Raw genomic sequence first — 19612 nt, 5'->3', positions numbered from 1 at the left:
AGGACATTTTAAGTTTTGAGATCAAAATAGCTACGGTCACCACGTCCTCAACCTAGCCAAAAACAAATAGTTTTTTAGAAAGGACTTAAAACACGTCAAAAAACTTCAGGTTTACTATTGATTTTATTTGATTTTTTATTTATCTTTTATATCTAAAAAATAAACAACTCTTCCCCAAATCCCCACAATATAGTATCCTACTGGTTATCATTTGAACTCACACAAAACCCATATACCGTGCACGCATTTACTTTGACATTACGTAAAGTCTTTTACAGTAGTAATCTTCTTTTTAGCCTTCGGATGTTAATTAGTTTAACAGGTTCGACTTTGGTTCCATGGTATTTTGGGTACACTTCGCTTGTGATTCCTCTTACACTTGGCGTTGTAGCAGCAGGTTTGACCGAGATCGATACGCGTTTATTAAGCCGCTGTATTAATTTAGTCCTTACGTTGATCTGTTTTACTATTGCGACGTTTTCGGTCGAATTGTTATTTGATTATCCTATATTGTTTATTATTGGTTTAGTATCTTCGACGTTTATTTTTATTATGCTTGGATCGCTTGGGCAACGTTATGGAGTAATTGCCTTTGGCTCACTTTTGATTGCCGCTTATACTATGCTTGGGCATAATTTATATACCGATAATTATACCTTGCCTTGTTTTTTGTTGCTTGGTGCACTTTGGTATAATGTTGTTTCGTTAATTGAATCTATCATCCAACCCATTCGTACAACCCAACAATCGTTATCGATGTGTTTTATTCATTTGGCTCAATATCTTGATGCTAAGGCAGCAATGTTCGATCCAGATGAGTCAGATGGATTTAAAAAGCAAACTTTGCAGTTAACCGATAGCAATAATCAATTAATTAGTGCTTTTAATAACACCAAGCGCTCACTATTTAATCGCTTAAAGAGTTATCGTGGACAAGCTTATATTAGAAAGATGCTTAGCTATTATTTTGTGGCGCAAGATATTCATGAACGTGCAAGTTCGGCGCATGGGCATTATCAGGCGCTGAGTGTGCATTTTAAGCATAGTGATATTTTATTTCGGTTTGCACGTATTTTAAATTTACAAGCTAAGGCTTGTGCACAACTGGCAATGGCAATTAAGCTAAATCAAACTTATCAGCATGATCCGTTGTTTTCGCGTTATTTTTTGTACCTTGAAGAGGCAATTAATCAGTATCACGCAAGCAATAAGGCCGATATGATAATGGTGAAGGCGCTAAGAAGTTTACATCAAAATTTGCTGTCTATCGATCTGTTACTTGCCAATATTGATACCGAGCAGCATTTGTCAAAAGCGCAAGAAGATAATCAGTTAATTGATGAGGAGTTAACTCGTTTTCATGATATTTTTGTCAAAATCAAAGGAAATGTGACGGTTAAGTCCGCACTGTTTCGCCACGCAATTCGTATGTGTGTGGTATTTTTTGTGGGTTATATGGTCATTTGTTTTTCTAATTTACCACATGGGTATTGGATTATTTTAACCAGCTTATTTGTGTGCCAGCCTAACTATTCTACCACAAAGCATCGGTTAAAATTGCGCGTAATAGGCACTATTTTAGGGATTACAGTGGGTATTCCGTTAACATTTTTGTTTCCAAGCGTACCTGAACAATTAGTGTTAATTATTATTACCGGTTGGCTATTTTTTCTATTTAAGAATTCTCAATACGCTTATGCTACGGCGTTTATTACGTTACTGGTGTTTTTTAGCTTTAGTTTGATTGGTGAAAGCAGTATAGACGTAGCGGTTTCGCGCATTATTGCAACATTGATTGGTTGTTTTATTGCTTGGTTTGCAGTGAGCTTTATTTGGCCTGACTGGCAGTTTAGAAATCTACCTAAACTTGTCGATCGTGTTTGTCATGACGATAGCCATTACTTGGCGTTAATTGGGCGTCAGTATTTGTCTGGCAAAACTAATGATCCGCAATATCGATTAGCAAGACGAGCAGCGCATGATAGTAATGCGGATTTATCCTCTTTAATTAGTTTGATGACTAAAGAGCCGCATATGAATCCAGCAGCTATTGATCAGGGATTTCGTTTATTGACACTGAATCATACGTTGATTAGTTATCTTTCAACTTTAGGTGCCCACCGTGATAAGTGTATTTCAAAACAGACACTCGATCTGTTTGATGATTTGTCAGTCTATATTATTAATCTGTTAAGCGATAAAAAGTTGGACGGCGAATACCAACCCATTAAAAAGTCCGTGACCGATTATATTGAGACAATTTCGGTTCTTTCGACTGATGATGAGAAAGCCAATAATGATCTGTTAGTGATGCAACAATTGGCTTTAATTTTAGATATTCTGCCCGAGGTTATTGAGCTGGTTACCATACTTGATACAAAAACGACATAGAGCATTTTTTAAATCGCTGTCTATTATTCGCCTTTATGACTAACTAGTTTTTTATTGCAATTAACATTGCTCCTTTAACCAGCTTATTTCTTGCGCCCAGATATCGGGATCGATGGTTTCTAAGATAAGAGGAATTTCGTCAATTCTTGGATCTTGCATTATATATTTAAATGCAGTTTCACCAATATTGCCTTTGCCTAAACTGTGATGGCGATCGACATGACTGGCAAATTCACTTTTAGCATCGTTTAAGTGCATGCCTCGCAAGTATTGGAATCCAACAATTTTTTCAAATTCGGCAAAGGTCTCTTGGCAAGCTTTTTCAGTGCGCAAGTCATAGCCAGCAGCAAAGGCGTGGCAAGTGTCAATACAAACGCCAACTCGGCTTTTGTCTTCAACTTGGTCAATGATCTGGGCAAGATGTTCAAATTTATAGCCTAAGTTAGATCCTTGTCCGGCAGTATTTTCAATAACAGCAACGACATTTTGTGTTTTATCAAGCGTGATATTAATCGATTCGGCAATACGTGCTAAACATTCATCAACCGAAATCTGTTTTAAGTCACTACCTGGGTGAAAATTAAGTAATGTCAGTCCTAGCTGTTCGCACCGTTGCATTTCGTCTAAAAAGGCGGTGCGAGATTTTTCAAGCTGTTCTCGATCTGGATGACCTAAATTAATTAAGTAACTATCGTGCGGTAAGATCTGTTTGCTAGTAAAGCCATACCTTTCACAACGCTTTTTGAAGCTGTCGATGACTGTGGTCTCAAGCGGTTTAGCGTGCCATTGTCGTTGATTTTTGGTAAATAGCGCAAATGCGGTTGCGCCAATTTGGTAAGCGTTAATTGGGGCATTATCTACCCCACCTGCTGCACTTACATGTGCACCAATGTATTTCATGTTTTGTCCTAATAACGTTGTTGGTTGATAATTAGTTGGAACCGCTATTGCGTTGTAGCTGATCACGTAAATTAGGTGGAATCCCTTTAATCACTAGAGAATCAGTTTGCGGATCCCACTTAATGCGCTCACCTAATAAATTCGAATCGAAGCTTAATGTTAATCCCCCACCACTACCTGAGAATTTTTTAAGCTGACGCAGTGCACTACGATCAACAGGAAACGTTTCTTCTAAATCATATTCACTGTTTTTAATAAATTCAATAAAGTTATTGTCAACACTGGCAGGTAGTTCGTTGGCCAAATTTTTCAGTTCAATTTCTTCACCTGCTTGTAATTGGGCTTGGCAGTAGTTGTAAACGTTTTCGCGCACGCTGGTTTTGTCTTGCTTGTCAAATTGCATTTCTTGGCAGTAATCATCAACCGCTTTAACCAGTGTTTTATTTTGCGCTTTTGTATCTAATCCCTCACTTGCACCTAAATAGTCCATAAAAAAGTCAGATACTTTGCGCCCGACTCGTCCTTTTAGAAAGGTCAAATATCGCTTTGAGTCGGCTTGGGTTTCCCATTCGGTGATGTCTATACGGGCAATAATATCGGCATGATCAATATCTAGGTATTGTGTTTCGCTGATATCTAAGTCTTCATTAACTAGCATACTTAAACAACTATTTAAAACCGCAATAATCAAGTATTCAACCGCCAAATAACGATACTGGCAAAATACTACTGTTCCCCCTTCCGCAAAAGGGTATTTGGCTAGTTCATTGCGCAGTTGTTTGGTGGATTCTTGGCTAAAATGTAAGAAGTTTTGATTGCCAAGGCGTAGTTCTTTAAGTGATTGTTCAAATAAACTGTCGCTATTAAATAGTCCATAGGCTTTGCTTTTGTTGTTGTAGATACGGTTGATATCTTCAATTAGATTAACAACTGCTTGCTCACTACCTAACATTGACTCACGCAGTTGTAATTCGATTTCGGTATCGCTTTTTCTAATTAATTTATGTAGTACGATCTTTTCTAATTGTACGCTCATTGTGGGATTCCTGTTTGGATCGCGAAAAATTAGCGACTATTTTATCAAAGCGCTAAAAAAGTGCTATCAACAATTAATAAGTCTGATAGACTAATAGTCCCTAAATTGCAAAATTATACTTAAACATATACCTTATCTGAAACTTTTTAACAATATCTAACAGTGGGAATTAAAAAATATGATGAAATCTCACGATATTTATCATGATTTTGGGCATAAAAAAGTTAGCGCTTTATTTTGGCAATATGCGTTACCAGCAATTATCGGTACAATTGTTAATACACTTTATAATATTATTGATGGTATTTTTATTGGGCATTGGATCGGGCGCGAGGCATTAAGTGCCGCCGGTCTTATTTTGCCGGTAATGAATTTAGCTGCGGCAATTGGTATGTTAGTTGGGATCGGTTCAGCCAGTCGAATTTCGATTTTTTTAGGTCGGGGTGAAAACGAAAAAGCCGAAAAAGTCGCCGGAACCTCGTTTATATTAACTGCAATATTGAGCGGAATTACACTTTCATTATTGCTCTACTTTGTAGATCCAGTGTTACACTTTGTTGGTTCAAGCCCTGTTAATCATGTTTACGCTAAAGAGTTTTTAGAGATTTTTTTACCTGGTAGTATCTTTTTAACGCTCACGTTTAATTATAACAATATGATGCGTGCCAGCGGTTATCCCTTTAAAGCCATGGTGACTATGTTTGTCAGTGTGATTGCCAATATTATTTTGGCGCCAATTTTTATTATTGGCTTAGATTGGGGAATGCATGGTGCGGCACTGGCAACTACACTGTCCATGATGATCAGTTTTGCTTTTGTTATGCAGCATTTTTTAAATAAAAATAGTAATATCAAGCTTTATCGCCGCAACTTTAAGCTTGATCTGTCAATTGCAAAATCTGTTATATCAATTGGCTTATCGCCTTTTTCAATGCAAATGGCCGCGTCAATTGTCGTAGTATTCATTAACTGGCAACTTAATCGTTATGCACCGCTTGCTAACGTATCGGGCGATGATTCAATTGCCGCTTTTTCTAATGCTAATCGACTTATAACGTTAGTCATTATGATTGTGATCGGTATTAACCAAGGTATGCAACCCATTATTGGTTATAATTATGGTGCTAAAAATTATGATCGAGTTAAAAATACCTTTTTTTATGCGGTTAAAGTGGCAACGGTGGTGACTTCGCTCGGTTTTGTGCTTGGATTTTTTATTCCTGATACATTGGTACGTGCATTTAGTTCAGAAGAAGATCTTGTTGCCCTATCAGCCATTGCGCTACGCTTTACTACGCTGTCTTTTGCTTTTGTTGGCTTTCAAATGGTGACAACGAGCTTTTTCCAATGTATAGGCATGGCAAAAATTTCTATTTTATTAAGTCTTTCAAGGCAAATTTTGATCTTATTACCAGCACTTTATATTTTGCCATTATTTTTTGGCTTTGATGGTGTTTGGACTGCTGCACCTACGGCTGATCTGTTATCAACCGGTACGGCTTGTATTGTGCTTTATTGGTATTTTAAATCTATTAAAAATAGACATTATTGTAATTAATAATGGTCACTTAATACAAAGATAGATTACATCAACAGGGGCGAAATGCCCCTTAATATTTTATTAGACTAAATTAGCAACAAAAAAGATAAAGAAGATTCCAATATAAATGCAAAATTTATTACATTTATATTGGGGGTGTGCTAATAAATAATTTTAAAAAATAAAATTATTCAATATTTTGCACTTGTTCTCTAATCTGTTCTATTAAGACCTTCAATTCTATAGCGCTAGCAGTCACATCCGCATTAATTGATTTAGAGGCTATAGTATTCGATTCTCGATTAAATTCTTGCATCATAAAGTCTAATCTGCGTCCTATAGCTTCGTTTTTCTTTAAGATTGAGTAAGTTTCTTTAACATGCGTCATTAACCGATCAAGCTCTTCGGCAACGTCAATTCGCTGAGCAACCATGACTATTTCTTGCTCTAAGCGCGAATGATCAAGTTCAATATTAGCTTCAGCTAATTTACTTTTTAAGCGTTCTTTTTGCCACTCAAGTATTTGAGGCATCCAAGCACGAATCTTATCGATTTCTACAGTAATGGCTTCTAAGCGTTTAACAATTAAATCACTCAGTGCTTTACCTTCACGCTCACGAACGACGATAAATTCGTCGATAGCTGAATCAAGCAGCGCTAAAATTTCTTGTGAGATAGTATCAAGATTTTGTTCTTTTGCCGATAACACTCCCGGCCAACGCAACACATCAATCGGGTTGACTTGACCTGATTGATGTGTTGTTTGAATCCAGGTCGCTGCATCTAAAATTTGCTTGGCAAGATCTTGATTTAATGACAGTTCTTGATTCTGCGCAGTGGGATCTAATTCAAAGCGTAAATTACATTCAATTTTGCCTCGAGTTAATCGATTGCGCAGTCTTTCGCGGATTATCGGTTCGAGTGAGCGAAACTGTTCCGGTAGGCGAATATAGGTTTCTAAATAACGTTGGTTAACTGAACGGAGTTCCCATGAGGCAGTTCCCCAAGGTTGATTTAACTCTTTTCTGGCATAAGCGGTCATGCTGGAAATCATAATTGCTTCCTAAATTTGTAAAAAACTTACTGGGCATTGTATCACATATTCTGTATAATACGCTCTTAGCTTAGGCTAAACATCAACCATATCTTGTTGATGTCCTCCTAAATAATTAGTTCAAAAATATTTTTTAATTGTAACAGTTGGAGAATTGCATGCGCCCGTCTGGTCGATCTGCGGAACAAGTCCGCCCTATCAAAATAACCCGTCATTATACTAAGCATGCAGAAGGTTCTGTATTAGTTGAATTTGGTGAAACTAAAGTACTTTGTAATGCTACTATTGATGAAGGTGTGCCACGTTTTTTAAAAGGTCAAAACCAAGGTTGGGTAACGGCTGAATATGGCATGCTACCGCGTGCAACCCATTCACGCACCCAGCGCGAAGCGGCTAAAGGCAAACAAACCGGTCGCACTATGGAAATTCAACGCCTTATTGCCCGTTCACTACGCGCCATGATTGACCTTAAATTATTAGGCGAATACACCATCACGTTAGATTGCGATGTCATTCAAGCCGATGGTGGCACTCGAACGGCGTCAATTACTGGTGCTTGTGTGGCACTTAATGATGCAATCAACAAAATGGTTGAAGAAGGTAAAATAAAGCAAAATCCAATTAAATCATTGGTTGCTGCTGTTTCTGTCGGTATTGTCGATGGTCAAGCGGTCTGTGATCTAGAATATATAGAGGATTCAAACGCAGAAACCGATATGAATATTGTGATGACTGACGATGGACGTATGATTGAAGTGCAAGGCACTGCCGAAGGCGAACCATTTAGTCATGACGAATTATTAAAACTGTTAGCGCTAGCAAAAAGTGGCATTGCAACCATTATTGATGCTCAAAGACAGGCCTTAAAAGAGTAATTGGAGAAAATCGATGAAATCATATAAAAGTGAATTTATTGAATTTGCTTTAAATAGGCAAGCATTAAAATTTGGTGAATTCACCTTAAAATCAGGACGTAAAAGCCCCTATTTTTTTAATGCAGGATTGTTTAATACCGGTAAAGATCTAGCTTTATTAGGTCGTTTTTACGCAGCTGCGCTCATGGATGCTAATTTAGAATACGATGTCATTTTTGGTCCGGCTTATAAAGGTATTCCTATTGTTTCATCAACCGTTGTTGCACTCTCTGAACATCATAATGTTGACGTGCCTTACTGCTTTAACCGCAAAGAAGCCAAAGACCATGGTGAAGGAGGTAACTTAGTTGGTAGTTCGATCTATCAACAACGCGTTATGCTGGTTGATGATGTTATTACTGCCGGAACTGCGATTCGTGAATCGATGAATATATTAGCAGATAACCAATCTAAACTGGCTGGCGTACTCATCTGCCTAGACCGTCAAGAAAAAGGTCGTGGTGAACTATCCGCTATTCAAGAAATTAAACAAAACTATCATTGTGATGTTATTTCCATTATTACGCTTGATGATTTAATCCAATACCTTTACCAAGATCCGTCACGAAAAGATCAAGTCACACAAGTTGAAGCTTATCGTGCAGAGTATGGAATAAAATAAATCATAAGTAATTTGAATATACATTCCCTGCTATAATATAAAAGTATCGAAAGATGCTTTTTTCGCATTTTTACTGATGAATAAAATAGATATTCAACTCAGTACTATTTGAAGTAATAGTAACATTGAAATTATTGAATACATTTTAAATAATTAAACAGTTTTAGAAAACTAATTTATAGCCTTACAAAAACAAAAGCTGATTCTATATAAACATACTCCTTAACACCTTAATTTTTTTCTACCATACTGTCATCTATTGATATATTGAACCACAGAAAAAAGCATTAATAATACAACAACCAATAACTGTTATAAAATGGTATTTAAAACAGTTCCTAGAAAGATAAATATAAAAAATGCTATTTTGTCAAAAATGATTTTTATTTAATTTTAAATAAAAAAGCTGTGATATAACAATACTGCAACATTAATTCTCATAATCAGGAGCGAATCATGTCATACCATACAAGTAATGAAGAACACGCTATAGAGATTGTTAATATTGCTTCTTTAGAAGCATTAGTCAAAGCCAGAATGGAGTTGGGTGCTTTTGGTTATATTCGGGGTGGTGCGGAAGACGAATGGACAATGCGAGAAAATACCTTAGCGTTTAATCGCAAAAAAATTATCCCTCGGGTATTACAAGGTATTGATCATGCAGATTTATCAACAAAATTATGGGATATCTCATTAAAAACACCCATTATTCAAGCACCTTCAGCAGCCCAAGGATTGGCTCACGAAGAAGGCGAAAAAGACACCGCTAAAGGCGTCGCTGCCGCTGGCTCTATTTTCTGTATTAGTACTTATGCAAATACCTCTATTGAAGATGCCGCAAATGCGGCGCCCAATGTTCCGTATTTTTTTCAACTCTATATGAGTAAAGATGATGATTTTAACCAATTTATTATCGATAAAGCCGTTAAAGCAGGCGCAAAAGCAATCATTCTAACAGTTGATTCAACGTTAGGCGGTTATCGCGAAGAGGATATCGTCAATAAATTTCAATTTCCACTTCCTATGAAAAATCTCAGTGCTTACAGTCAATCAAACGGCAATGGCGATGGTTCAGGTAAAGGCATTAGCGAAATTTATGCCGCAGCAAAACAAGGTATCGTTCCTTCTGATATTCAAAAAATTAAAGATATGGCAAATTTACCTATTATTGTAAAAGGCATTCAGTCACCTGAAGATGCATCCATTGCAATATCTGCTGGAACTGATGGGATTTGGATATCAAATCATGGTGGAAGACAATTAGATGGCGCTCCCGCTTCATTTGAGGTATTACCTAGTATTTCAGCTGCTGTTGCTAAACGTGTTCCAATCATTTTTGACAGCGGTATACGCCGTGGCGAACATGTATTTAAAGCTTTAGCAAGTGGCGCTGATCTTGTTGCTATTGGACGCCCTATTCTTTATGGTCTAAATTTAGGTGGAGCTGAGGGAGTAAAATCCGTCTTTGATCATCTTAACAAAGAACTGTCTATTACCATGCAATTAGCTGGCACAAAAACGATCGAAGATATTAAAAATACCCTATTAATATAATGGTTAGAAATTACTTGCTTCGGTTACAGTAGTAAAAAAATGACTCTAATAAATATATAAAAAAACAACGCCATATCATCAACAAGTGTTATGGCGATGATATAAAAAAATAGCCGTCATTGATTTGGCTAAACGTATTATGACCCGTTGCTATCTACCCCCAAAAGACCTCATGAAACATCAACTAACATGATTTCCATTGCATATACAACACAAAAACAAGCGGCGTAATTATTTATTAAGTTGTATGCTCATTATGAAGTATTTACACAACTGTTACGTTTTAGGCTATATTTTTGTAAAAAATATTCAGGATTCTATACCGTTTCGTGATGAATTAAAACTGCCTATACGGCAGTGAACATCGGGTATCAGGAATTTTTTTTCGGGTATCATTTCTAAACTGCCTACACGGCAGTGAACTAAATCATTATATAATTTTGAGTATAACCATTTTTTTCTAAACTGCCTACACGGCAGTGAACCTTTCGATCCTAAATCGTTGTCACTACTCCAATTTCTAAACTGCCTACACGGCAGTGAACAATGTTGAGATGAGTACTGTGAGTTAACTGAATTTCTAAACTGCCTACACGGCAGTGAACGACGGCTAGACATAAAGACGTTTGGACACCTATTTCTAAACTGCCTACACGGCAGTGAACAAAACTCGTCCACGAGTTCTAGTGCGAAATACTTTCTAAACTGCCTACACGGCAGTGAACGTTACTATTAGTATACGCAGTGTGTTACTATTTTTCTAAACTGCCTACACGGCAGTGAACAATGACGCTCAAAAAATAATAACCGCCTAGACTTTCTAAACTGCCTACACGGCAGTGAACGATATTCATCAACTTCCTCCGGTAAAAAGATATTTCTAAACTGCCTACACGGCAGTGAACCATTTTTATTGCTAATTTCTAAAACTTCTGAATTTCTAAACTGCCTACACGGCAGTGAACTTTTTCTCCAATTGTTTATTTGACTATCAGATTTTCTAAACTGCCTACACGGCAGTGAACTAGAAGCTAATATACTATCAATATTGTATGTAAAAAGGCAAATAGCTATTTAGGTTTTAAAAACCCTTTTTTGCGGTGAGTTTTTAATTATTTGATTTTATTTATTTTTAAAATATGGCAAAAAAAAAGGGTTCTGTTTTTTAGTTTTTTGACTGTGTCATGACTTAGTACTACCCAAACCTAAAAACCAAAAGATCAATTTGCTTAATTTTTTAATAAAAGCCTTAAAAATAGCGTTAAGCGTTTTCGGATTCTGATTTTATCTACCTATCAATAGAAAAATAGCCTATATCAATTAAATTCTTCCCTATCTTTCTTAAAAGATATTGAATGATTTTCATCAACAACTTTCAAGCAACAATAGAATGAAGAAGCGCGACCAGCTCAAATTTTTGGGATACATGAAAGTCAGAGAAATGATTAAGGTTGGATTTATCAACCTTAATAAAGCAAATCAAAGCTCATAGATAGAAAATTAATAACAAATCAGCTATGATATAGCACCTATAACAGTGAGCGATAAAATGACTAATAAGGAAGTAAAAATTAGTTACTTTCTAATCAGGCAACACCTATTTTTTATTTAGGAATTTTGAAAATATGACTTCTAATAACACCCAATCAATGTCCGGAACGCAACAACGCGATCAACTACAACGCCAAATATGGAAAATTGCCGACGAAGTCCGTGGTGCGGTCGATGGTTGGGATTTTAAACAGTATGTACTTGGTTCTTTGTTTTATCGCTTTATTAGTGAAAATTTCGCTAATTATATTGAAGGTGGTGAAGAAGGTATCGATTACAGCACTTTATCCGACGATGTCATTACCGATGAAATTAAAAAAGACGCAATAAAAACCAAAGGCTATTTTATTTATCCTAGCCAATTATTTTGTAAAATTGTAGCTCAAGCCAATACCAATTCAAGTTTAAATACTGATTTGGCCAATATTTTTAATGCAATTGAAAGCTCAGCTAATGGTTACCCGTCAGAAAGCGATATTAAAGGATTATTTGCCGATTTTGATACCACCAGTAACCGATTAGGTAATACTGTTGCCGATAAAAACAAACGGTTAGCGGCAGTACTTAATGGTGTTGCCGAACTGGATTTTGGTGATTTTGCCGACAATCAAATCGATCTGTTTGGCGATGCTTATGAGTTTTTGATCTCTAATTATGCCTCGAATGCCGGTAAATCTGGTGGTGAATTTTTTACACCACCGAATGTATCGAAACTAATCTCACAATTAGCCTTACATAATCAAACAAAGGTCAATAAAATCTATGACCCAGCGGCAGGTTCGGGTTCTTTATTGTTACAAGCGAAAAAACAGTTTGATGAACATATCATTGAGGATGGATTTTTCGGTCAAGAGATTAATCATACCACCTATAACCTTGCTCGAATGAATATGTTTTTACACAATATCAACTATGATAAATTCGAAATTGCTTTAGGCGACACGTTACTTAATCCAAAGTTTGGCGACGAAAAACCATTTGATGCAATCGTTTCTAATCCACCCTATTCAATTAAATGGATTGGCAGTGATGATCCAACCTTAATTAATGATGACCGATATGCGCCCGCTGGCGTGCTAGCACCAAAATCGAAAGCCGATTTTGCCTTTATTATGCATGCATTAAGTTACCTGTCCGAGTGTGGGCGAGCCGCGATTGTTACCTTTCCAGGGATATTTTATCGTGGTGGTGCGGAACAAAAAATTCGCAAATATTTGGTCGATAATGATTTTGTTGAAACCGTAATCTCACTGGCACCAAATTTATTTTATGGAACATCAATTGCGGTTAATATTTTGGTGCTAGCCAAAAATAAAACCGTCAAAAAGACACAATTTATTGATGCCAGTAAACTGTTTAAAAAAGAGACCAATAATAATGTGCTCACTGATGAACATATTCAAGAAATTATGCAAGTATTTGATAGCAAGCAAGATATCGAATATTTTGCTAAATCAGTTGATAATCAAACCATTGCGCAAAATGACTATAATCTATCAGTCAGTTCGTATGTTGAAGCCGAAGATACCCGTGAAGTGATTGATATCACCCAGCTTAATGCCGAAATAAAAGATACGGTAGCTAAAATTGATAGCTTACGTTGCCAAATCGATGCAATTGTGGCGGAGATTGAGGGATGAACTCTAGCATTATGAAAAAACTACTTAAGAATTCTGCTGTGGAATGGAAAACTATTGAGGATATTTTTACTTTAAAAAATGGCTATACCCCAAGTAAAGCAAAAGAAGAATATTGGAGAAATGGTAATATTCCTTGGTTTAGAATGGAAGATATCCGCGAAAATGGAAGAATTCTTACTGATTCTATACAACATATATCGACATCAGCAGTAAAGGGAAAACTTATTCCTGCTAATTCACTATTAATGTCTACAACAGCTACTTTAGGTGAACACGCATTGATTCTAGTACCATATTTAACAAATCAACAAATAACTAGTTTTTCATTAAAAGAATCTTATTTAAATAGAGTTAGAATTAAATTTCTTTTTTACTGCTTTTATGATTTTGGAAAATGGTGTGCGAATAATGCAAATAAAAATGGAGGATTAGGTATAATCGGAATAAATAAATTAAAGCAATATTTAATCCCCATCCCTCCTCTACACGTTCAAACCGAAATCGTCCGTATTTTAGACTCATTCACAGCCCTCACAGCAGAGCTCACAGCAGAGCTTACTACACGGAAAAAACAATACAACTATTATCGAGATAAATTGTTGACCTTTAAAGAGGATGAGGTTGAGTGGAAAACATTAGGGGAAGTCGGTCAATTAATTCGTGGTAATGGATTACAAAAAAAAGACTTTACCGAAACAGGTGTGCCAGCTATTCATTATGGACAAATTTATACTTACTATGGAACTTTTGCTACTGAAACTAAATCATTTGTTTCAGCTGAATTAGCAAAAAAATTAAAAAAAGTTGATTTTGGCGATGTTGTTATAACAAATACCAGTGAGAATCTTGAAGATGTTGGTAAAGCCTTAGTCTATTTAGGAAAAAAACAGGCTGTTACTGGGGGACATGCAACAATCTTCAAGCCAAACAATAGTATTTTAGGCAAATATTTTACATATTTTACTCAAACATCAATGTTTGCAAGTGAGAAAAGAAAATATGCAAAAGGGACAAAAGTTATAGATGTTTCAGCAACTGATATGTCAAAAATTATAATCCCCATTCCCCCTCTCAAGGAACAAGCCCGTATTGTCGAAATCTTAGATAAATTCGATGCGCTTACCAACTCAATCACCGAGGGTTTACCGCGTGAGATTGCATTACGCCAAAAACAATATGAATATTATCGCAATTTATTATTAGATTTTCCTAAGGACAAAGAATAACAAGATAAGGCAATCACAACATGAATAAATCGCTAAGGAATATTGCTGAACAATTGGATAAAAACAATAAAAAAACACAATTAATTTATGCTTTTAACGGTACAGGTAAAACGCGTTTATCCCAAGCATTTAAAAATTTTATTGTGTCGCAAGGGAAAGATGATAAAGAAAATAACGCCGCTTTAACGCGGCATAAAATTCTTTACTATAATGCATTCACTGAAGATCTATTTGCTTGGGATAATGATAAACACCAAGAGGGTGAACATCAATTAATCATTCAACCTAACTCATTTACTGACTGGATTTTAAAAGACCAAGGACAAGACCAAAATATTGTTCGTTACTTTCAATCCTATACTCACCAAAGATTACTGCCACATTTCAACGAGGATTTTTCTGCTATTACTTTTTCGCTAGCAGGCGATAATGATCAGCGTATTGATAATATTAAAATCTCCAAAGGCGAAGAAAACAATTTAATTTGGAGTATTTTTTTTACACTGATTAACTTAGTTATCGCTGAGCGCAATATTACTGACAAAAGCGAACGCTCGACTAATGAATTTGACCATTTACGCTATATTTTTATTGATGACCCCGTTAGTTCATTGGACGAAAATCACCTTATCCAGTTGGCGGTAGATATTGCCCAATTAATCACATCCTGTGAATCTGACATTAAATTTATTATTACGACCCATAACCCGCTGTTTTATAATGTGCTTTATAATGCATTAACTTCAAAAGATAGTTATATTTTAAGACGATTTGAGGACGGTAAATTTGCATTAGAAGAGAAAAAAGGCGATTCAAACCGTAGTTTTTCCTATCATCTTTATTTAAAACAGTTGCTGCAAGAAGCGGTTAAGGAAAATAAAATTGAAAAATATCATTTTACCCTATTACGTAACTTATATGAAAAAACCGCCAGTTTTTTAGGCTATCCGCAATGGTCAGACTTATTGCCTGGCGATAAAAAACTTTACTTAACACGGATTATCAATTTTACCAGCCATTTAACCTTATCTAATGAAATGGTTTCCGAACCTTCTGAACCTGAAAAGCAAACTGTTGCCTTTTTACTGAATCATTTACTCGAAAATTATCATTTTAAATAGCTGGAATAGACTATGACAACTTATACAAAACCAATTGCCGAAACCAATAGCTACATTATTTTAGATAACTACAACAAGCTAGAAGAGACAGCAGCTGTTTATCAGACTGAAACGGATTTAGAAAACGAATTTATTCATGATTTAAATCGACAAGGCTATGAATATTTACCTAATTTAAACACGCATGCAAAGTTATTAGCCAATATTCGCGAGCAATTGCAAACACTGAACAAAATGCAATTTACTGATGATGAATGGCGACGTTTTGTATTAGAGTATTTAGATAAACCCAATGAATCGATGATCGATAAAAGTCGCAAAATCCACCACGATCATATTTATGATTTTGTTTTTGATGATGGTCATATCCAAAATATCAAGCTGTTAGATAAAAAAGATGTCACCAATAATAAATTACAAGTTATCCGTCAATTCCAGCAAACTGGCAATTATGCAAATCGTTATGATGTGACGATTTTAGTGAATGGCTTGCCCCTTGTTCAAGTTGAACTAAAAAAGCGGGGTATTGCCATTCGTGAAGCCTTTAACCAAGTGCATCGCTATAGTAAAGAGAGTTTTAATCAAGATAATTCACTGTTTAAATATTTACAACTGTTTGTTATCTCAAATGGTACTGACACGCGCTATTTTGCTAACACCACTAAGCGCGATAAAAACAGCTTTGATTTTACAATGAATTGGGCCAATGTTAAAAACGAGCCGATAAAAGATCTAAAAGACTTTACTGCCACCTTTTTTGCCAGCCGAACGCTGTTAAATGTGTTACTGACTTATTCGGTGCTTGATGTAAATGACACATTGTTAATTATGCGCCCTTACCAGATCGCCGCCACCGAGCGTATATTGTGGCAAATCATTAGCGCTTATCATGCCAAAAAGTGGAGTAGCTTACAAAGTGGCGGTTTTATTTGGCACACAACAGGATCAGGCAAAACATTAACCAGTTTTAAAACGGCGCGGTTAGCCACTGAACTGGAATTTATTGATAAAGTCTTTTTTGTGGTGGATCGTAAAGATCTGGATTATCAAACCATGAAAGAGTATCAAAAATTTTCAAAAGATAGTGTCAATGGCTCAAATAGTACCGCTGGGCTTAAACGCAATATTGAGAAAACCGATAATAAAATTATTGTTACTACCATTCAAAAACTTAATAATTTAATGAAAAGCGACGATAGTTTGGCAATCTATGATAAACATGTGGTATTTATTTTTGACGAAGCGCATCGCTCTCAGTTTGGTGAAGCTCAAAAAAACTTAAAGCGTAAATTTAAAAAGTATTACCAATTTGGTTTTACTGGCACGCCGATTATGCATACTAACGCAATAGGGACGCAAACCACGGCAGATGTTTTTGGTCGTGAACTACACGCTTATGTATTAACCGATGCCATTCGTGACGAAAAGGTACTAAAATTTAAAGTTGACTATAATGATGTGCGCCCTAATTTTAAATCGATAGAGCAAGAACAAGATCTCGAAAAACTTAGCGCTGCTGAAAATAAAAAAGCACTGCTCCACCCAAATCGTATTGAGCAAATCACACAATATATTTTGAATAATTTTAAACAAAAAACCCACCGCTTAATGGGCAAAAGTAAAGGGTTTAATGCCATGTTTGCTGTAAGTAGTGTCGATGCGGCTAAACTCTATTATGAATCATTCAAAAAATTACAAAAAAATGCCAATCAGCCATTAAAAATAGCCACCATATTTTCTTATTCTGCCAATGAAGAACAAGATGCACAGGGTAATTTTGCCGATGAAAGTTTTGAAACCGATGCCTTAAATCAAAGTGCTAAAGAGTTTTTAGCTGCTGCGATAGCAGATTATAATAAAATATTTAAAACTAACTTTGATGTCAGTAGTGATCAATTTCAAAACTATTATCGCGATCTGTCTTTCAAAGTCAAAAATCAAGAAGTCGATCTATTAATTGTCGTTGGCATGTTCTTAACTGGCTTTGATGCGCCAACGCTCAATACGTTATTTGTCGATAAAAACCTGCGATATCATGGGTTAATTCAAGCTTTTTCACGCACCAATCGTATCTATAATGCCACTAAAACCTTTGGTAATATTGTGGCGTTCCGTGATTTAGAACAAGCTACCATTGATGCAATAAAAACATTTGGTAAAAGCAATACTCATGAAGTGGTGTTAGAAAAAAGCTTTAAGGAATACATGGAAGGTTTTACTGATAAAAGTTCAGGTGAATTGCACCATGGCTATTTAGCTATCGTTGCCGAATTGCAAGACAAATTCCCACGTCCTGACGAAATTATTACCGACCAAGATAAAAAAGCGTTTGTTAAATTATTTGGCGAGTATTTGCGTACTGACAATGTGTTGCAAAATTATGATGAATTTGTGGCATTAAAAGATTTCCAACAATTAGATATGACTGATGAGCAAGCGGTTTTAGCATTTAAAAACAAGCATTATGTGACTGATGAAGATCTGCAAAAAATGCACGCAGTTAAGCTACCGACTGATCGCGCAATTCAAAATTATCGTTCAACTTATAATGATATTCGTGATTGGCTACGCCGAGAAAAAGAAGCCAATCAACAAGATCAGCAAAGATTTGACTGGGATGATGTGGTTTTCGAAATTGATCTATTAAAATCACAAGAGATCAATCTGGATTATATTCTTGAGCTAATTTATGAACAAAATAAGCAAGAAAAAACCAAACAAGACATTGTCGAAGATGCTCAGCGATTAATTCGATCAAGTTTAGAAAATCGCGCTAAAGAGGAGCTAGTTGTCGAATTTATAAAACAAACCGATCTTGACGCTATTCCAGATAAAGCCTCGATTATTGATGCATTTTTCTTATATGCACAGCAGGAGTTGCAGGTCGAAGTGAATACCTTAATAGAAGAAGAAAATTTAAACGAAGCCGCCACAAAACGCTATATCGCCTCGTCGTTAAAGCGAGAGTATGCAACTGAAAATGGTACAGAGCTGAACGAGATTCTACCTAAAATGAGTCCACTTAATCCTCAATATTTAATTAAAAAGAACCGTGTTTTTGAAAAAATCGCCGCATTGGTTGAAAAATTTAAAGGGGGTGGTGGTAAAATTTAATTGTTAACAGTTAAATTCGCTAATAATTAAAGGAAGTTGAATGATCGATTTCTTATTCATCTTCCTCATAACTCATCACTCAAATTTACTTTGAATGATTTTGTATACAAAATCTTGCATGTTCATAATGATAAATGATTTTTGAAAAATCAAATGGCTCACCAGATGAGGTATAAAATATTTCTTCAACACAAAGTGCTGGCTCACCCGCTTGTAGTCCTAAATATTGCGCCATTTCAGCATCAAGCTTTATCACTTGCATATATTTATCAGAAAAGCCAATATTAATATTATAATTTTCTTGAATATAATTAAAAATTGAATTTTCAACGATCTCTTTATTTAAATAACAAATTAACTTTTTACGATAATATGACTGCTCTAAACCATATAATTTACCTTCAACGTAACGTAGTCGTTTAATAAAATAAACTTCTTCCTGATCATCACATTGTAGATTTTCTTTCACTTTGGAACAGGGCTTGATAGTATCGACATTAAATACTGTCGATGAGCCATAAACATCTTCTAAATCAACGGTAAAACCATGACTTTGTAAAAAATTGAGGTAGCCTCTTTTTTTTCGTTCACGAACAAAAATGCCACTGCCCTGCACTTGATAAATAATGCCTTGTCGTTCCAGACAATTGAGCGCTTTAATAATAGTACTGCGACTTACCTGATACTGATTAATCAATCCTTCAATATTAGCAAGTTGGGTGCCCTTAGCTAATTGCTGTTGATAAATCATCTGTTTTATTTTTTTGGCAACATCCTGATATTTAACCATTTACATTTATTATATTGAATAAACCATTTAAGTATTATTTTATACAGGTTATTTGAAGTTTTAAATTAAATCGTGTAAAAAGTCGATCTAGATCACAAACAATATAATTGGTCATTAACAATTCTGAAATTGTCTATAAGATAAGCTCATTAAATTGAA

Annotated in this window: 13 protein-coding genes and 1 CRISPR repeat array; of the genes, 9 read left to right on the top strand and 4 right to left on the bottom strand. The window is 35.6% G+C overall.

The genetic code is table 11. From position 1 onward, the window contains the following. The first annotated feature begins 237 nt into the window (after nucleotides 1-237). Nucleotides 238-2391 carry a YccS family putative transporter gene (yccS, locus tag A9G23_RS00835; RefSeq protein WP_065585816.1) on the top strand — a complete coding sequence of 718 codons (2154 nt, stop codon included), beginning with the start codon at nucleotides 238-240 and terminating at the stop codon, nucleotides 2389-2391. Between the two features lie 60 nt (nucleotides 2392-2451). Here yccS and nfo read toward each other — a convergent pair whose 3' ends face one another. Both nfo and yejK read right to left on the bottom strand, forming a co-directional pair. Then, the gene (nfo, locus tag A9G23_RS00830) at nucleotides 2452-3291 is read right to left on the bottom strand and encodes a deoxyribonuclease IV (RefSeq protein WP_065585815.1); all 840 of its coding nucleotides are present in this window, start codon (nucleotides 3289-3291) and stop codon (nucleotides 2452-2454) included. Nucleotides 3292-3322: 31 nt separating this feature from the next. Beyond that, on the bottom strand, nucleotides 3323-4327 hold the full coding sequence (yejK, locus tag A9G23_RS00825) for a nucleoid-associated protein YejK (RefSeq protein ID WP_065585814.1): 1005 nt from the start codon (nucleotides 4325-4327) through the stop codon (nucleotides 3323-3325). 178 nt (nucleotides 4328-4505) lie between these two features. On the opposite strand from yejK, the gene A9G23_RS00820 reads away from it, so the two are divergent. Further along, entirely contained in the window at nucleotides 4506-5885 is a 1380-nt protein-coding gene (locus A9G23_RS00820) for an MATE family efflux transporter (RefSeq protein ID WP_065585813.1), read from the top strand. 169 nt (nucleotides 5886-6054) lie between these two features. Here the strand turns inward: A9G23_RS00820 and A9G23_RS00815 are convergent, their stop codons facing one another. Beyond that, on the bottom strand, nucleotides 6055-6921 hold the full coding sequence (locus tag A9G23_RS00815) for a YicC/YloC family endoribonuclease (RefSeq protein WP_065585812.1): 867 nt from the start codon (nucleotides 6919-6921) through the stop codon (nucleotides 6055-6057). Between the two features lie 158 nt (nucleotides 6922-7079). Here A9G23_RS00815 and rph point away from each other — a divergent pair, with 158 nt between their 5' ends. From rph to A9G23_RS00780, 7 genes are all read left to right on the top strand, one after another. Continuing rightward, a complete protein-coding gene (gene rph, locus A9G23_RS00810; protein WP_065585811.1) occupies nucleotides 7080-7796 on the top strand; it encodes a ribonuclease PH in 717 nt (238 codons plus the stop codon). 13 nt (nucleotides 7797-7809) lie between these two features. Beyond that, the gene (pyrE, locus tag A9G23_RS00805; protein ID WP_065585810.1) at nucleotides 7810-8457 is read left to right on the top strand and encodes an orotate phosphoribosyltransferase; all 648 of its coding nucleotides are present in this window, start codon (nucleotides 7810-7812) and stop codon (nucleotides 8455-8457) included. Nucleotides 8458-8913: 456 nt separating this feature from the next. Next, nucleotides 8914-10011, top strand: a complete 1098-nt coding sequence (locus tag A9G23_RS00800; RefSeq protein WP_065585809.1) for a lactate oxidase — start codon at nucleotides 8914-8916, stop codon at nucleotides 10009-10011. Nucleotides 10012-10346: 335 nt separating this feature from the next. Next, nucleotides 10347-11036: direct repeats of the CRISPR family, unit length 28 nt; unit sequence TTTCTAAACTGCCTACACGGCAGTGAAC. A gap of 624 nt (nucleotides 11037-11660) precedes the next feature. Next, on the top strand, nucleotides 11661-13202 hold the full coding sequence (locus tag A9G23_RS00795) for a type I restriction-modification system subunit M (RefSeq protein ID WP_065585881.1): 1542 nt from the start codon (nucleotides 11661-11663) through the stop codon (nucleotides 13200-13202). An 11-nt stretch (nucleotides 13203-13213) separates the two neighbouring features. Next, complete coding sequence (locus A9G23_RS00790) at nucleotides 13214-14428, top strand: restriction endonuclease subunit S (RefSeq protein WP_065585882.1); 1215 nt, start codon at nucleotides 13214-13216, stop codon at nucleotides 14426-14428. Between the two features lie 20 nt (nucleotides 14429-14448). After that, complete coding sequence (locus A9G23_RS00785; protein ID WP_065585808.1) at nucleotides 14449-15549, top strand: AAA family ATPase; 1101 nt, start codon at nucleotides 14449-14451, stop codon at nucleotides 15547-15549. 12 nt (nucleotides 15550-15561) lie between these two features. Beyond that, nucleotides 15562-18663 carry a type I restriction endonuclease subunit R gene (locus tag A9G23_RS00780; RefSeq protein ID WP_065585807.1) on the top strand — a complete coding sequence of 1034 codons (3102 nt, stop codon included), beginning with the start codon at nucleotides 15562-15564 and terminating at the stop codon, nucleotides 18661-18663. Nucleotides 18664-18748: 85 nt separating this feature from the next. On the opposite strand, the gene A9G23_RS00775 is transcribed toward A9G23_RS00780, so the two are convergent. Beyond that, the gene (locus tag A9G23_RS00775) at nucleotides 18749-19453 is read right to left on the bottom strand and encodes a GntR family transcriptional regulator (RefSeq protein ID WP_065585806.1); all 705 of its coding nucleotides are present in this window, start codon (nucleotides 19451-19453) and stop codon (nucleotides 18749-18751) included. Between the last annotated feature and the right edge of the window lie 159 nt (nucleotides 19454-19612).

It is taken from the genome of Gilliamella sp. App4-10, assembly GCF_001690495.1.
In the GTDB taxonomy this organism is placed as follows: Bacteria; Pseudomonadota; Gammaproteobacteria; order Enterobacterales; family Orbaceae; genus Gilliamella; species Gilliamella apicola_G.
Note: the sequence above shows the minus strand (reverse complement) of the source record. Positions and strands in the feature narration are given on the sequence as shown.

What these genes read in the sequence shown, in the direction of transcription:
- nfo (WP_065585815.1), bottom strand. Translation starts at nt 3,291, where the DNA reads ATGAAATACATTGGTGCACATGTAAGTGCAGCAGGTGGGGTAGATAAT.
- yejK (WP_065585814.1), bottom strand. Translation starts at nt 4,327, where the DNA reads ATGAGCGTACAATTAGAAAAGATCGTACTACATAAATTAATTAGAAAA.
- A9G23_RS00820 (WP_065585813.1), top strand. Translation starts at nt 4,506, where the DNA reads ATGATGAAATCTCACGATATTTATCATGATTTTGGGCATAAAAAAGTT.
- A9G23_RS00815 (WP_065585812.1), bottom strand. Translation starts at nt 6,921, where the DNA reads ATGATTTCCAGCATGACCGCTTATGCCAGAAAAGAGTTAAATCAACCT.
- rph (WP_065585811.1), top strand. Translation starts at nt 7,080, where the DNA reads ATGCGCCCGTCTGGTCGATCTGCGGAACAAGTCCGCCCTATCAAAATA.
- pyrE (WP_065585810.1), top strand. Translation starts at nt 7,810, where the DNA reads ATGAAATCATATAAAAGTGAATTTATTGAATTTGCTTTAAATAGGCAA.
- A9G23_RS00800 (WP_065585809.1), top strand. Translation starts at nt 8,914, where the DNA reads ATGTCATACCATACAAGTAATGAAGAACACGCTATAGAGATTGTTAAT.
- A9G23_RS00795 (WP_065585881.1), top strand. Translation starts at nt 11,661, where the DNA reads ATGTCCGGAACGCAACAACGCGATCAACTACAACGCCAAATATGGAAA.
- A9G23_RS00790 (WP_065585882.1), top strand. Translation starts at nt 13,214, where the DNA reads ATGAAAAAACTACTTAAGAATTCTGCTGTGGAATGGAAAACTATTGAG.
- A9G23_RS00785 (WP_065585808.1), top strand. Translation starts at nt 14,449, where the DNA reads ATGAATAAATCGCTAAGGAATATTGCTGAACAATTGGATAAAAACAAT.
- A9G23_RS00780 (WP_065585807.1), top strand. Translation starts at nt 15,562, where the DNA reads ATGACAACTTATACAAAACCAATTGCCGAAACCAATAGCTACATTATT.
- A9G23_RS00775 (WP_065585806.1), bottom strand. Translation starts at nt 19,453, where the DNA reads ATGGTTAAATATCAGGATGTTGCCAAAAAAATAAAACAGATGATTTAT.